The organism is Hymenobacter caeli (assembly GCF_013294115.1).
Classification (GTDB): Bacteria; Bacteroidota; Bacteroidia; order Cytophagales; family Hymenobacteraceae; genus Hymenobacter; species Hymenobacter caeli.
Genome location: NZ_JABSNP010000023.1, coordinates 15,151 through 30,122, shown reverse-complemented (window position 1 = coordinate 30,122; position 14,972 = coordinate 15,151). Strand labels below are relative to the sequence as shown.

The window sequence follows — 14,972 nt, the reverse complement described above, 5'->3', positions numbered from 1 at the left end:
GCCGACCCCGGTGGTCCGCATGCGGCTGCCTATTCACCAGCGCCCCGCCCTGTTTGTGGGCATGCTGACCTGATTCCCCTTTCATAGCCCGCCTGCCTCATTGGGCGCACTAGCTGCCGCCGCGCATTTTTGCCCGGCTGGCTGAGGGGGCTGTTTTTGCCCACGGCATATTCTGAGATGTCCCTATCCCTTTTCCTTGAAGTTATAATTAATGATTGCGAGTCCATACCGCTCGTTCTCCAGCCTTAGCCCTACCGTGCAGGCGCTGGTGAGTCGGCTCATTCAAGAAGAGTTACAACCCTTCCTCCAAATTCCCCCTGCTGCTACCGATGCGATTTGGGACCAGGCCATTCAGGCCGCCGACCCAACATTGTTTTGCCAGTACACCGACATCTTCACCGTTAAAATTTGTCCAGAATCCCGCCCGCAACTGCTCCAGCGCATCCAGCAGGAGTTAGCCAAGGCTGCCTAAAAACCTTATAAACAAGAAAGCCCGGCCAGTTTAACTGGTCGGGCTTTCTTGTTTAAGGGGGTATCCGCGCGGGCCGCTAGCGGAAGTGGTAGCGTAGGCCCACGCCAGCATAACCGGGCCAGCGGTCAATCAGCGGGTTATTGAACAGGTAGCCTTTGGTGGCCGTGGCGACCACCGAAGCCCGGTTGCCGAGAAAGAAATCGGCTTCGGCCCCGGCCTGGGGGCCGTAGGTAAAGCGCTGGCGGCGCTCAGTGCCGAGGCCATCGACGGTGGGCTGCTCACCGCCAAACTCGTAGTTGCCGGCCCCGCCCAGTAGCAGGTGCAGGTAGGCAAACTCCCCTAGGTGCAGCAGTTGCGGCGCGATGAACACCCGGCCGCCATACGACGAATAGTTGCCCGCTATCCCCAGGGAGCCTCTTTCATAAAGGCCGCCAATGCGCAAGGCCGTGCGGTTGGTTAGGAAAGTGGAATAGCCCAGCTCGTAATAGTCGCCTTGCTCCGTGCGGCCGAGCTGAGCGCTCAGGGTGGAAATGTGCTTGATGTGGCGCTGGGCCAGGGCTGGCCGAGTGGTGGCCCCGGCGAGCAAGAGCAGCCAAAGTATCTTTTTCATTTAGTGCCGGGCCCGCCGCTGCCGGTCGAGCTGAATGAGGGAGTTCTGTACCAGCACGTCCGAGTACACCGTTTCGGCCGCCGCGCGGGCCGGGCCTTTCTGCTGCGATTCGGCCATGAGCCGGTCGCCTTCCTGGCGCAGCTGCATGGCCTTTATCATGTTGTCGTTCGAGCTGTTGAGGGCCGTCATGCGCTCGCCCTCGGTCATGGCGTAGCGGCCGGGATTCTTCAGGGTGGCGTTCAGCTCAATGCTCTGCTGGGTCATCTCGTCGGCAATCTTGTAGTAGTCGAAGGCGGTAGCAATCTTCTTTTTCTGCACCATCTCCTCGTAGGCGTAGCCCGAAACGGCCGCCTCTTCGCGCCGCGACTGGTAGGTGGTCGAGCTCATTCGCTCGTTGGCATTGCCCCCGTCGCCGAGGCGCGAAAACACCGAGTACACCGTTTCGATGTCCTGCTGGGGATGGTGATTTTCCAGGGCAATGCGCAGGCGCTGCGCCTTCTGGAAATTTGGCATGTAGCTGGTGCCGCTCGACGAGCCCGCCATGGCCAGCGCCCGGGCGAAAAGCTGCTGCGGATTAGCCAGGCGCAGGTCCTGAATGCTCTGCACCTTGCGCAGGTCGGCCTGAATCTCGCGCTGCAAGTCCAGCCCCTGCGAGGTCAGGTCTTTTACCTCGCCGGTAAGGTCCTTGGTGACCGAGGCGATGCCCTTGGCATCTTTCACCACCTGATAGTTCTGCACCGTGGTGGACCACTGCTGCAAGTGCTTGGCAAACTCGCCGATGTGCACGCCCATGTGCAGCGGGTCATTCATGACGACCTGCGCCTGCGCTGGTAAGGTCGGGGCCAGCGACAGCAGCGCCACCCCGATGGGCAAAAGAAGCTTTTTCATAACGAAGCGTGAAGGGTGAAGATTAGCGCGCGGCCCCGGCCGTCGTAATCAGAATGGGGTAGCCGTCGGGCAGTAGCACGTCGCGGAGCTTGGTGCGGGTGCGGGGCCGCGCGAGCAGTGTGGTGGCCAGCCGGCCGCCCACGCCCACCACCGAGTTGGCCGCTGAAGCGGAGCGGTCGATGGCCGTGCTGATTTCCTGGGTGGACTGCTGCTGCAGCGACTGGCCGGCGTAATTCGCATCCTTGGCCACCTTCTTCACCGGGTCAATCATGATGCCGGGCATGTAGTTGAAGTCGAAGATGTCGGCCTGCACGCGGGTAGCCCCGAGGCGGTTGACGGCCAGCGTCACGTTGTTGGCCCCCACGCTGGCCACCGAGGCGAAGACCATGTTCTTGGGAAACGTAACCCCGCTCACCACCGCGTCTTCCAGCAGGCGCAGCAGCACCACGGAGCCCGTGCGCACTTTCTGCTCGCCGTTGATGACGCACTTGAAAAACACGTCCGGCGTGAGCTGCTCGGGTTGCGCCCCGGCTGCTACTCGGGCATTGCTGCCCACTTTCACCGTGAAAAAGCCATCCAGTCCCGGCACGCTAGCGGCGGCTTTGCCCGAGCGGGCGGCCAGCATGGCCAGGGCCGCATCGGGGTCGCGGTAGCGCTTGCCGGTGGTCTTTTCGTAGGTGTCGCGGGTGGTTTGAGAAGAGGCGGCCAGCATCCGCAGCACGTCGGGGTCGGTTTCGAAGGGAGTGCCATCGGTGTCCTTGGCGGGCAGCGCCGCCCCGCCCCGGCCGCCGGCGCGGGTGCCGGTGGGGCCGGGGCTGCCGGCGCGACGGCGCGGCACCAGCACGGTGGCCGCGCGGTACAGGCCCGTGTTGGGGTCCTGCACCGTGGTTTCCACGGTATCAACGTTGGCGGCCGCTAAACGAGCGGCTTCCGCGCGCTGGGTGCTGGCCGCGGCGGCCCGCTGGCGGGCCAGCCGGCGACGCGCGCCGGCCTGGGCCGTGTCTACCGCGAAGGCGCTGACCACCTCATCCGAGTTGGGGCCGGCCGGCAGGCTGCGGGCGTCCTGCTCGGCGCGGCGCTGGGCTTCCAGCTGCGCCGAAGGCGACACGGTTTCCGGGGCGGGCGCGGTTTCCGGGGCGGCAATGCTGGGCTCGATATTGGCCGAAGTAGCTGCCACCGGCTCGGGGTTGGCCTGGGCCTGCTGCGTGGCGGTGCGCAGCCAGAGCGCGAGGCCACCGACGGTGAGTAGAACGATGAAGCCAGCCAGCGGCAGCCAGAACTTGCGCAGCAGCTCAGTGGGCGTGGGCTTAGCCGGCGGAGCCGAGTGACGGGCGGCGGGCGCGGCTTCTTCCTCGTGGTAGTCGTCGTGCCCGTCGGCTTCCTGGGGCGGGGTGGGCGGGGTTTGGGGGTGGAGCGGTTCCATAGAGAATAGCGTGAAAGCTTAAATGGTGGCCGCCCGGTTTATGACCCGCGACGGCACCGGCAGCACCAGCACGCGGGCCCCGTTTAGCTCGCGAAGGGTCACTTCCAGGTAGCCGCGCTCGGTGGCGGCGTACAGCGGAATGGCGTAGGTCAGGTAGCCCGTGGTGCGGCCGGTAATAATCTGGTTGGGCGAGCCGCCGGCGGGAGCCAGCGGCCGGCGGGCCTCATTTTTCTTGCGGGCCAGAAACTTCTGCTTGGCGTTTTCCACCAGCTGGAAGTCCGTGAAGTCCACGTTGTAGTCGATAGCTGTCTTGTTGATGACCTTGAAGCGCAGGTAGGTGAAATCCTTGTCATTGCGCACGTTGGCCAGCGACAGCACGAGGTCGTTATCAACTACGGCCACCGTCTGGTGCTCCTCGTGAGCTTTGCGCAGCTTGCTGAGCTTGCCTTCGACTTCGTTTTTCTTCTCCAGCTCCTTGTCCATCGCCAGCTCATTCTTGGGGGCGGCCCCGGCGGCCGTGCCGGTACCGGTGGCCCCGAGCAGGCCGCTGCTGTTCTGGTAGTCGTAGAGCTGGAGCACGGGACGATTGACGAAAACCAGCCGGCCCATCCAGTACTTGCTGCCGAAGCGGATGAGCATGGGCGTGGCCGGGGGCAGCTTGCGGCGGGCGCGCACGAACACGGCGTTGCCCTCAATCTTAACCAGCCAGTTATTGACCATGCCTACGTCGACCAGCGTCACGGGGCCAGGAAAAACCAGGTAGGTAGTGGAGCTATCCGAAACGGCCACGTCCTGGAGCTTTTCGGAAGCAACCAGGCCCGCGGCGGCCGGGATGGGCCGGCTGGGCGGCAGCGGCCGGGTCTGCGCGGCGGCTACGGTAGTAGCTAGCAGCGTGGAAAAGAACAATAAAATACGCATTGAACAGAGAGAAATGGAAAAGTAGAGAAGTAGAAAAAGAGACTAGCGCGCCGGGGTAATTGGGGCCGGAGTAGTGGGGGCCTGTCCGGCGGCTGGGCTTAGGCTAGGCTCCATCGGGGCGGCGGCGGCTTCTTTCAGGCGGCGCTGCCGGTCCTGCTCCTGCTGTTCGAGGGCATCTTTTTCCTCCCGCGATGTGGGCGGGGCGTAGGCCACGTAGTCGAAGTTGGTAATGAGCAGCCCGTAGGGGTTGGCGTCGGAGCGGTCGGTTTCAATCAGGTTGAACTTGGCCGCCAGGGGCAACGCTTCGCGCTGCTGGTCGCCGATGAAAATGCGCTGCTTGGTGTACACCACGCCCGAGTAGGGCCGCTGCTCCATGTTCAGGTGGATGCTGTCCACGTCCACCACGTTGCGGGCCGAGTAGCGCTGGTAGTTCTGCAATACCTGGCCCTGGGTGAAGCCCTCGAAGATGCGGCGGCCCCCGCGCCCCTCAATCAGGGGCAAGGCCGCGTCGAGGTGTTGCTTGAAGGTGTATTGGTCGTGGCCGAACATGGTTTGCATGAAGGACTTGACCAGGTTGCGGGCCTCGAAGGAAGTGTGCACGTCTTCTTTCAGGGCCAGGGCCGTCGCCGAGCCGTTGGCACTGACCACGTACACGCGCCGGCCGGCGTTTTCATTGGTGCGGTACACCATGAAGCCCGAGCCGATAACTACCACGATGAGACCCAGCACACAGGCCAGGGCCACGTTGCGCATCGTGGTGAAGGAGGAGTTTAAATCTTTGACAGTGCTCATAAGAAATCGAAATGAAGTGGGTGGGACCTTGCTCCCCGACTGCCCCGGTCAGGGCCGAATAGGCAGCGTGACCATCTGCCGGGCGTCGGGCAGGGAATTGGCGTGGTGGTAGGGATATACCACCAGCAGCGGGTGATGGGAAGGGTCTTGGCCAGCGAAGGCGTAGAGGGTGCCGCGCACGGTCACCGGCTCATTGGGGCGGATTTCACTGATGGTATAGCGCTCCGCACCCGGCACGTTGGGGTTGGCCCCGGCCACCTGCCAGCCGGCCAATGAGTCGCGGCCGTTGGGCGAGTACAGCGCGATGGTGGCCGGCACCCGCTCGCCCGGCCGGTAGCCGGTGGGCTTCCACTTTACTACTGCCTCAAAGGGAATGCGGTAGCCGGGGGCCACCTGCGGGTAGTTGGGCTTGAGCGAGGCCCACAGGCCGGGTAGGCGCACCAGGGCGGGCTCAATCTTTTGCGGGGTGGCCGATACCAATTCCAGGTAGCCCTGCGCCGGGAGCAGCTGCTTCACGCCGGCGGTCAGGTCCACGGCCGCCGGCGACAGGGCCTGGGGCAGGGTAGTAGCCGTCTTCCAAGCATCCTGGCGGGCTTTTTCCTGGGGAGAGCTGGCCACCTTTTCGGCCGCTTTGGTCAGAATTTGGGCATCTACCTCAGCGGCTTTTTCAGAACCCGACTGGCAGCCAGCTAGGACTACAAAGGCTGGTAGTACAAAAACCTGCTTATAAAAAGTGGTTTTTGACTTATAAAAAGTGGTTTTTCGCATGACGAGCTAGGTTTGGTGAGAAAGAATGAATTCCCGTCAGGAGGTCCAGAGCCCCGAGGCGCGCTGCCGGTATTGGGGGTTGAGCGCTTCGGCCATTGAAATGGCCGGCAGGCCCGAGGAAGCGGAACTGCCGCTGCTTTCACCCCCGCTGCCACCACTGCTACCCCCGCTGCCGCTCGCGCTACTGGCCCCGCTGCCCGAGCCGCCGCCCCCGCCGCCCTTGCCATTGCCCAGGGCGCGACCCACCGCGCCGGCCACGCCCCCGGCCCCCGGCGAGGCTACGCCGGCCGCCGTGGTGGCGGCCCCGATGGCCATGCCCATCATCGAGCCGGCGAAGCCCTGCACGGCCGAGGAGCCAATGAAGAGGCTGGTCAGGTAAGGCACCATGCAGTAGAGGAGCACGAAGGCCACGCTCATCATCATCAACTTGGCGTCGGCGGCCGAGTTGACCTGGCCGGAAATGGGGTTGAATACCCCGCCGCTGCCGATACCCGACTGGGCCGTGGGCGTGGCCGCGTAGAAGGTGTACATCGTGTCGAGTAGCACGAAGGAGAGTGACCAGAACTGCACCGCAATGAAGTTTTGCAGCCACTTGATGGCCAGCTGCCCGAACGAGGGCACGACCGATAAGCTCATGGCAATCGGTCCGCAGACGTAGAGGAAGCCGAGCACGAACTGCCGGATGAAAAGCATGATTTCGCGAATCAGCATCACAGTAGTGCCGGTGAACAGCCGCGTCATCAGCCCGGTGAAGGTGAACGAGCTGAGCGTTTCCGAGATGCTGGCCACCAGGTTGCTGGCCCCCGTCACCACGTCGCCGATGCCGAGCGAGTCACTGGCCGCGGCCGCCGCAATCGGGGCCGGGGTGGTCAGGCGCTGCAGGGCTTCGGCGGCCGAGGTGGCCCCGGCCTGGCTGGCAAATAGCCCGGTGAAGCCGCTGATGCCGGCGCCCAGCACGTCAAGCAAATCCCGGTAGAAGTACAGCAGAAACAGCACCCACAGCGCTTTGAGTAGGGGGCTGAAATCCATTTGCAGGCCGTTGCCCATGAGCAGGCCCCGGCCCACGGTGTAGAGCAGGGCGATGCTCATGAAGGTGGGCGTGATGAAGCGGCAGTTCACCAGCACCAGGTCCAGGGTGTTGTCGCAGGCGGCCAGAAAGCCGGGGTCCACGTCGTAGGCGACCATCAGGAGCATATTCATCGGCGCAGGGCTCCTTTCTGCTTGTCTTCCACGAACTGGTCGACGGCGTAGTCCAGGCGCTGCACCACGGTGGTTTTGTACTGCGGTAAGCCGTCTTTTAGCACTGGCTGGCCGTTTTTGTCCAGCTTGAGCGTGCGCTGGTGCTGCTGGTAGAACTTGACCAGCTGGTTGAGGTGGTTGCGCTCCACCGGCTTCGAGGTCAGGATGGCGTCGAGCTGGGGTGAGGCTTCCAGGGCGTACACCTTGGCCTTACCGCCCTGCTTGATGAAGAACTCGCGCAGCTGGTCGGTGGCCCGCACCGACTTAATGAGGTCCATTTCGTGGCCCGTCAAACCCAGCGGCGCTTGCAGCTGGGCCAGCGAGTCGGGGTTGATGTGGCGCAGGATAATCTTGGTCGAGCTGTTGTTGATGACGGCCGACCCGATTTTGCTGCTGGTAATCTCGTGGATGCCCTGGGTGATGATGGTAACCGAGCCATTCGTTTTCCGAATCGTGCGGTACATGCTTTCGATAAACTCGGCGAGCACGCCGCTGAGCATGGTCCAGGCCTCATCGAGGGCGATGTACTTCACGGCGTCGGGAAACTTGCGGAACAAATCGAGGCTCAGCTCGGTGATGAGCATGGCCACCACCGGGTACAGGTCGGGGTCGGCCTGCACCTTGGCCAGGTCGAAGCAAATGAGCCGGTACTCACTCAAGTCCACGTCGCGGTCGGCGTTGAGCACCTTCTCGTAGCGCCCGCCGGTCACGTACTGACTGAGCACCAAGAAAAACTGGTGCATGTCGATGTACTTCATGTCCTTCTGGTACTTGCGGCGCTGGCCGTCGCGCGGGTCGGGCTCCTGCCCCTCGTGAGGCTCGCGCACCGGCCGCATCATCTCCACGTCGTAGGCCTGCACGAAGCGGAAGAAGCTCTCCATATTGGGCCGCTCCTCGTCGGTCTGGCCCAGCCGGTCACTCTCGTTCAGCAGCGCGTAGTACTCAATCAAAAAGCGGCTCAGGATGGCCCGCTCCGACTTGTCGAGCCCGGTATCCTTGCTGCCCTTCCAAAGGGCGGCCAGCAAGGCCAGGTGGAAGTTGGTTTTCTCGTCGGTGTAGAGCCAGGGGCCGGTTTCGCCCTCGCGCGGCACCAGGAAGGGGTTGAACTCAATCGGGTTAGCGGGGTCGTACTCGAAGTAGGTGTTGACGAAATCGGCCCCGTTGAGTGACTGGAGCACGTTGCGGTAGGTACCGCCCACGTCCATGATAATCTGGCGGGCCCCCTTCTCGAAGCGCTGCACAATCAGGTTGCCGAAGGTGTAGCTTTTGCCCGAGCCGGAAGGCCCGATAACCAGCGCGTTCTGGTTGTCGAGCGACGTGTTGAAGAGGTTCACCTGCACCAGGTTGCGGAACCGGTCGGTGAGGTACTCCCCCACCGCGTCGGTCTTGTAGGTGGCCGTCCAGTGGAAGTAGCAGCTGGCCCGGTCGGCGGTGGTCGTTAGCCAGCGGTCGGGCACCTGCCAGCCGTTGCCGGGCAGCAGGCCGAAAAACAGCGGCAGGACTAGGTGGCCCTCGACGACGCTTTCGGTCCCGAACATGGCGCGAAAGGCCGCTGTGACGCGCTCCACGTTTTCGCGCCGGTTGGTGTCGTTCGTGTCCCAGAGCATCACCGAGAGGTGCAGGCTCACAATCTGCTTGTTTTCAGCCCGCACCTCGGCGGTAAACTCCTCGACTTCGGCCGCCCGCAGGTGGTTGTCCTGGGTGGCCAGAATGGCCAGCGAGTTGTTCAGCTTGCGGTCGGTGTCCAGGCTGCCCAGCGCCTGCTTGGTATGCTGAATGAGCAGGGCCTGGGTGAGCACGTGCGGGCATTGCAGCACGTGGGTGAGCGGAAACAGCATGGGCGCGGTCACGCCGTAGCCGTTGCGCACGGCCGGGTAGGCGTCGGAGCCCTGCCCCACCATCGACACCACGTTAACCTTGTTTTCGCCCACGGCCAGCGTGCCGATTTCGTTGGCGATTTCGCGCTCCTGCCGGGTGGGCTGGCCGTCGAAGTTGAGGTTGAAATACTGGCGGTAGAGCCCCCGGATTTCCTCGCTGGCCAGGCGGGCGAACTCCACGCCGCCCAGGTCGCGCACGGCCTGCACCAGTTCCAGCGCGGCGCTTTCGGCCAGCTCCAGGGTTTGCAGCAGGCTGCCGAACGGGTTCTTTACCAGCGCCTCGCCGGCCCGCGTCACCAGCGCGTTCACGGCGTTGGTTTTGGTGGGCTTGACATCGACGGGGGCGAACGAGATGAACAGGTAGGACTTCTGAAATAGCACCAGCCGCTCGAAGAAGTGCTTGTTCATCTTGCCCTCGAAGTAGGTCTGCTGAGTCTTGTCTTCGCGGTACGGGCGGTCGTAGTAGATGTCGGTTTTCTGCACGATGGTGCCGGTGGGCAGCGGGCGCAGGGCCCCGAGCAGGGCGGTCTGGAAGCTGTTATAGTCGTCTTCGGTCCAGCTCTCCATCTCGGCCGGCTCCACGGCGAAGCCGACCGCCACGCGCCCGTCGCGGAAGATGACCTTGTCCGCCTCGAAGCTGTGCACGGGCATAACCGCGTCAAACGCGGCGGTTTTTGGTTTTTTCATGTGCGGCGGGAATTGGCCCCACCGCAATGCGGCGGGGCTGGATGAAGGTGAATGAGAGCCAGCCCATCAGAAAGCCGGGCGCGCGGGTCTTGCTTAGGTATCACAGGGCGAAGAGCAGCGCCAGCTCCGTCAGGATGACGACCAGGTACACCAGCCGGGGAATCCTGATGGCCATGCCCAAAAAGCCGAGCAGTAGCACCGAGCCGATGAAAAGGCCCACGACCAGGCCCAGGTCCTGGATATTCATGCCCAGCACCTGGGCCGGCCGCTCAATGGATTTGTAGGAGCGCATAAGGCTACTGGCTTAGCGAACGCCGCCCCCACCGGTACCCCCCACGGCGCTCACGAGGTCGTCTTTGAAAAGCTGGAAGCCAAACCACAGAATTACGCCGCCCACGAGCCAGCCCAGGGCCCCCAGCGCGTCGGGTGCGCCCTGCACGAACTTCATTACCACCCGAATCAGGCCCACCACCAGCACGATGGCGAAAATGACCTGCACGATTCCCACGACGGTTTCCTGCACGCCGCTCAGCGCGGCGGCGGCGCCCCCGCCGCCCGTCTGGGCCAGGGTCGGGCTGGTGGCCAGCGCCAGCGTGGCCAGGAGGGCAGCGAGGCGCTGCTCGGTTTTGGAAGGCTGGTAAGCCTGGCCGGCTACGACCAGGGTGTTAAGTGAAGCAGCCGCCGTAGTAAAGACACGCTGGCCGCTGGCGAAAGGTTTGTTAAACATAAACGAGGTTTATAGGTGAAAGAAGGGTGCTTATCTCCCCGGTAGCAGGTTGGAAATCAGGAGACTTTGGCGGGGGTGGGCTTGCCCGCTGCGCCGGGAAATAGGCCGCTTAGCGCATCGCGTTGCGCGGCCGTATCGGCCGCCATGCTGGCGCGGCGCTGCTTGCGCAGCGCGATTTCAGCGGCGCGGTTGGCCTGGTCGTTGGCGGTGGGGGCCGGGGCTGTAATGGGGTTGTAGTAGAGTGCCGGGGCGGCCGGCTCCTCGTCGGGTTCGGGCGTGGGCTCCGCAGCTGGTGCTGGGGGCGCGGGCGTTGGGTCGGCCGCTGGGGCTTCGTCCAGCGCATCCAGTAAGGAGGCCACTGCGCCGGCCGCGTGACGGGAAGAAACCAGCCGCGGCGCTTCGGCTTCAGCGGCCGGGTTCTCGTCGGGCGCAGGCTCTTTCGGAGGTATTTCTTCGATTGTCTGCTGCCGGCTTTCAGCCTGCGCGGCTTCCGCACGGTCGGCTTCGGCTTGTAGCTCAGCGGCTTCCTGCGCCCTAAAATCCTCTTCGGGTAGCAGGCTGGCCAGGGCCCTGCCCGGCGCGGGTGGCGCGGCGGCTACTGGCTGTGTGATAGCTGCGCTGGCCCGCTCGTAGTGGAAGAGCGGCAGGGAGTGATGATTGCGCGTGACCATCGGGGCAGACGGGGTGATAACTGGCCGGCCATTGCCTTTGAAGCGCCACCATAGCAGCGCCCCGAGCGCGACGGCAGCTACAAAGACCACGAACAAGAGGATACCGGTGCGCATACCGGCTCCCTTACGGACGGGGCTTTTGTTGGGTTAGTAAAAAGTTAGTGAAAACTTAAAATTTACTTCGTCGTTATAGCGTCTGTCTTTACGGGTCGGGCTAGCAGCGCGAAACGGCGGGATTATCGGGGTAATAAGATTTGGTTTTTCCCAGCGGCGGATTGCGACCAGTAGCGAGCGAAGTGCGTCCTTTGGGGATTATTTGCTCTTCATTACTGGCCGATTTCCTCGGCCGCGCTTCCCCGCATGCTATCCCCCGACCACGCTGCTGCCCCCCTGGGGTTTCCTGATTTAAGCCTCTCTGCGCCCTACGCCGAGTGCCTGCGCTACGTGCAGCACCGGCTAAAAGCCATCGGGCAAGGGGAGTTAACTAGTTTTTGTACCCAGCATGGTCTTACCTATACGAACGTCGTCAACCTGAAAAACGGCAAGCTCAAGCGCGACGAGCCGCGGCTGGTGCAGCGCGTGCTGCGCGCCCTGGGCGTGCCCACCGAGATTGTGCGCATCGACATTGGCACCGGGGCGAACCAGTACGTTTTTCCCACGGCGGAGCTGCTGACGAAGTTCCGCGAGCAGCTAGCCTTTTTTGACGCGACCGCCCAACGCGCCGCCGGCAGTGCCGCGCCCGAGGCCCCTACCCCCTAACCCCCGACCCACTTCTGACGGGCCCGGCTACCAGCCGGGCGCGGAGCTGCTGGGCTCCCTCCTTCCACCCAGCAACTTCCGCCCGCATGAATGCCCCCCGGGAAAACGACCCCACCGAGCTAGACCGTTTCAAGCGCGACATCGACCTAGTTGACTACGCCCAGCGCCAGGGCTACGCAATCAAAAAAGAAAGCCGGCGCGGCGACTGGCACCACTTAGTCAAGGACAACGAGCACGTCATCGTTACGCGCAAGGGCGACCATCAGGTATACCTCAATACGGGCGACGACCGCGACGCCGGCAGCATCATCGACTTTGCCAAGACGCGGGGTGACAACGGCTACGGCCTGAGTCTGGGCCAGGTGCGCCAGCAGCTGCGCGAGTACCTGGACGGGGCCCCCGCCCCGGCCCGCGCGTACGCCACCCCGCCCGACGCCGCCCGGCTGAGCAGTTTGCCCGTGGGCGACCCCGCCCAGGAGCAGGCCGCCGCTGAGGAGCGTAAAACGCGGCTTATCTCGGAAGTGCTGGGCGTAAAGAAGGAGCTGACCGACCGCACCTACCTGCACAGCCGGGGCTTGGAGGACAGCACCATCGACAGCCCGGCGTTTCAGGGGCGCATCTTCACGGCGCAGCAGAACGAGCACAAAAACACGGCCTTCCCACTCTACAACGAGCAGGGGCTGGCCAGCGTCGAGCAGAAGAACGAGCACTACAAAAGCCTGCTGCCGCTGCCTAAGAACGGCATCTGGGTGTCGCACCCCACCGAGGGCAAGGACACGCCGGTGGTGCGCATCGTGGTGAGCGAGTCGGCCATTGACTCGCTCTCGCACTTCCAGCTCAAGCACGGGCAGGACCCGCGCAACACGATGTACGTGGCCACCAGCGGCACGCCCACCGAGGCCCAGATAGCGCTCATTCAGCGGGTGATTGACAAGCAGGCCCCCAAGGAAGTGGTACTGGCCAACGACCGTGACGCCGGCGGGCGGCAGTTCAACATCAACTACCTCAACGAGCTGCAGCCCGCCCGGCCCTTCGTGCCGGTGGGCGAGCAGGCCGCCTACAAGGAAGCCACCCGCCCGGTGGAGTGGCACGCCACGTCGGACAAGTACCACGTGAGCCTGAAAGTGACCTTCCAGCACGATACTGCCGAGCAGGGCGGGCAGCAGGTGCAGCAGCTCAGCGAGCGGGTGGCCCGCATGAACAGCACCCAGGAAAACGGCTCTGCCCTGGCCGTGGAAGTGCAGCGCAGCACCGACCGCGCCACCATCGTGCGCCTGACGGTGGCCCGCGCCGACACCGCCCAGCTCGAGGTAATTGCCCAGGAATTGTACCGCCAGCGCGAGCAGCTGCTGCCCGAGCCGGAGCGCCAGCGCGAAAGCTTCCTGCGCGTCGATTACCCCCTGGCCAAGGACTTTAACCAGGAGTTGGCCTACACCCAGCAGGGCCTCACCGCCGAGCAAATCCGGGCTGAGGCCCTGCGCGAGGAGCAGCAGCGCGAGTCGGAGCGGCAGCAGCGGCTGGCCGAAACCCAGCGCCAGCAGCGCGAACAGCGGGAGCAGGAGCGCCAGCAGGCCCAGGCCCAGCTCGAGGCCAGCCCCGCGGCCCAGCGGGAACGGCAGGAAGATGACCGGCAGCTCACCCAGGCGGTGGTGGGCGCGGCCGTAGCCAGTGCCGCCGATGTGGAGGCCCGCCCGTTCCGCTCCTACCAGACTGAAAAGGAAGCGGCCGAGCACACCGCGCAGTTTGTGCACGCCCGCGATGCTGGTCTGGTGCTGCTGAAAGAATACATCAACGATAACCCGCCGCCCACCGGCCGCAAAGTCGACGAAGCCGAGCTAGCCGACAACCGCGACCGGGCCAGCTATGCCGCTGCGCAGGCCAGCGCCGCTATGGAGAAAACCGCGACGTGGAAGATTGACGAGCTGGCTCCGAACACCACCGGCCGGGCCGAGGCCTGGAAAGAGGTGCTCGATAAATCCGGGTACTCGATGCAGACCAGCGAAATCCGCAGCACCGTGGATGAGCAGGGTATCCGGCGGGCGGAGTTCGACATGACGTACCGCAACGACCAGCCCGACATTGCCATCATCCATGCCATCGTGACGAACACGAATGAGCGGGCCGCGGCCGGGCTGGAAAAGTTTGCCGGGGTGAGCGTGGCCGAAGCTGAGGCCGACCGGGCTGCCCGCCAGGTGGCCGCCGAGGCCGCCGCCATCCAGCCGCACAACCGTGACCGTAGTCAGGATGTGGCCGCCAAGCCAGCTGCTGAAGCCCAGTTGGAACGCCAGGCTACTACCCCAGATGCTACCCCAGGTCTCACTGTGCCACCCGCTCCAGCTGCCCCCGCGCAACAATCAGAGCGGGTAGTGGCTACCCCCATCCTCATCTACCTCAACGCCATGCCGATGCCGGATGGCACCATCCCCGACCGCGACACCAGCACCCGCCCCGCGAGTTACAGCCTGTATGAAATCCGGGTGGATGCTGAAAACCCAAACAAGGCCATCATCATGCCCGCCGCCGCCGCGCACCCGCAGCTAGTGAGCAACCCCAATTTTGCTGTGCGGCCGGTCTACGACCTTACCGCATCGCCGCAGGCCGGCGAGGCTTACCTGGCCGTGGCAACCCCCACCCAGGCCGAGCGCACCCCGGAGGGCTGGAAAATAACCGAGCGGGGCCAGGCCGGCTTTTCCACCGAGAAACCCCTTGAGCACAGCGCCGGCCAGGAGCGCAGCACCGAGCCCACTCGGTCCGAAAAGGAAGTGGCCAGCGTTAGTGCCCAGGGCAGCGAGAAGCAGGTTATCATCAAGGTAGATGAGCCGGCTATCACGCCGGGCGAACGGGGCCAGGCCGAGGCCGTGAAAGCGGCCATTGCCAGCAGCGGTGCCAAAGCCGGCGACGTTCAGAGCACCACTGATGCCGAAGGCATCCGGCACTCGGAGATGAAGGTTTTCTACCGCACCGACCAGCCCGAGATTGCCAAAATCAGTCACACGCTGGACGCCGTGGCCAAGCAGAGCGGCAGCCAGGTGATAGAGCATGGTGGTGACCGCGCCGAGCGCCAGCAAGCTGCTGCCAGCGTAGAAAGTGGCCGGCCGGCTGCTGGTACGCAGCTAGAGCGGTAGGGCTGTTTTAGTTGGA

14 protein-coding genes are annotated in these 14,972 nt (G+C 64.1%); 3 read left to right on the top strand and 11 right to left on the bottom strand.

What is annotated here, in order from left to right; all coding sequences use genetic code 11:
* The first annotated feature begins 211 nt into the window (after positions 1–211).
* A complete protein-coding gene (locus HNP98_RS18825) occupies positions 212–472 on the top strand; it encodes a hypothetical protein (protein WP_173811734.1) in 261 nt (86 codons plus the stop codon).
* 76 nt (positions 473–548) lie between these two features.
* Here the strand turns inward: HNP98_RS18825 and HNP98_RS18820 are convergent, their stop codons facing one another.
* The 11 genes from HNP98_RS18820 to HNP98_RS18770 form a co-directional block, all read right to left on the bottom strand.
* A complete protein-coding gene (locus HNP98_RS18820; RefSeq protein WP_173811733.1) occupies positions 549–1,082 on the bottom strand; it encodes a hypothetical protein in 534 nt (177 codons plus the stop codon).
* Positions 1,083–1,970 carry a hypothetical protein gene (locus HNP98_RS18815; RefSeq protein ID WP_173811732.1) on the bottom strand — a complete coding sequence of 296 codons (888 nt, stop codon included), beginning with the start codon at positions 1,968–1,970 and terminating at the stop codon, positions 1,083–1,085.
* A 22-nt stretch (positions 1,971–1,992) separates the two neighbouring features.
* The gene (gene traM / locus HNP98_RS18810) at positions 1,993–3,393 is read right to left on the bottom strand and encodes a conjugative transposon protein TraM (RefSeq protein WP_173811731.1); all 1,401 of its coding nucleotides are present in this window, start codon (positions 3,391–3,393) and stop codon (positions 1,993–1,995) included.
* An 18-nt stretch (positions 3,394–3,411) separates the two neighbouring features.
* On the bottom strand, positions 3,412–4,311 hold the full coding sequence (locus HNP98_RS18805) for a DUF4138 domain-containing protein (protein WP_173811730.1): 900 nt from the start codon (positions 4,309–4,311) through the stop codon (positions 3,412–3,414).
* Between the two features lie 42 nt (positions 4,312–4,353).
* Positions 4,354–5,103 carry a conjugal transfer protein TraK gene (locus HNP98_RS18800; protein ID WP_173811729.1) on the bottom strand — a complete coding sequence of 250 codons (750 nt, stop codon included), beginning with the start codon at positions 5,101–5,103 and terminating at the stop codon, positions 4,354–4,356.
* A gap of 48 nt (positions 5,104–5,151) precedes the next feature.
* Entirely contained in the window at positions 5,152–5,871 is a 720-nt protein-coding gene (locus tag HNP98_RS18795) for a hypothetical protein (protein WP_173811728.1), read from the bottom strand.
* 36 nt (positions 5,872–5,907) lie between these two features.
* A complete protein-coding gene (locus HNP98_RS18790) occupies positions 5,908–7,065 on the bottom strand; it encodes a hypothetical protein (protein WP_173811727.1) in 1,158 nt (385 codons plus the stop codon).
* Between the two features lie 2 nt (positions 7,066–7,067).
* Positions 7,068–9,674, bottom strand: coding sequence for a VirB4 family type IV secretion system protein (locus HNP98_RS18785; RefSeq protein ID WP_173811726.1), 2,607 nt, complete (start codon positions 9,672–9,674; stop codon positions 7,068–7,070).
* Between the two features lie 100 nt (positions 9,675–9,774).
* Positions 9,775–9,966, bottom strand: coding sequence for a hypothetical protein (locus HNP98_RS18780; protein ID WP_173811725.1), 192 nt, complete (start codon positions 9,964–9,966; stop codon positions 9,775–9,777).
* Between the two features lie 12 nt (positions 9,967–9,978).
* Positions 9,979–10,401, bottom strand: coding sequence for a hypothetical protein (locus HNP98_RS18775; RefSeq protein WP_173811724.1), 423 nt, complete (start codon positions 10,399–10,401; stop codon positions 9,979–9,981).
* Between the two features lie 56 nt (positions 10,402–10,457).
* Complete coding sequence (locus HNP98_RS18770) at positions 10,458–11,072, bottom strand: hypothetical protein (protein WP_173811723.1); 615 nt, start codon at positions 11,070–11,072, stop codon at positions 10,458–10,460.
* Between the two features lie 360 nt (positions 11,073–11,432).
* Between HNP98_RS18770 and HNP98_RS18765 the strand changes: the two genes are divergently transcribed.
* Entirely contained in the window at positions 11,433–11,831 is a 399-nt protein-coding gene (locus HNP98_RS18765; protein ID WP_173811722.1) for a hypothetical protein, read from the top strand.
* Positions 11,832–11,917: 86 nt separating this feature from the next.
* Positions 11,918–14,956 carry a toprim domain-containing protein gene (locus HNP98_RS18760; protein WP_173811721.1) on the top strand — a complete coding sequence of 1,013 codons (3,039 nt, stop codon included), beginning with the start codon at positions 11,918–11,920 and terminating at the stop codon, positions 14,954–14,956.
* Positions 14,957–14,972 lie beyond the last annotated feature (16 nt).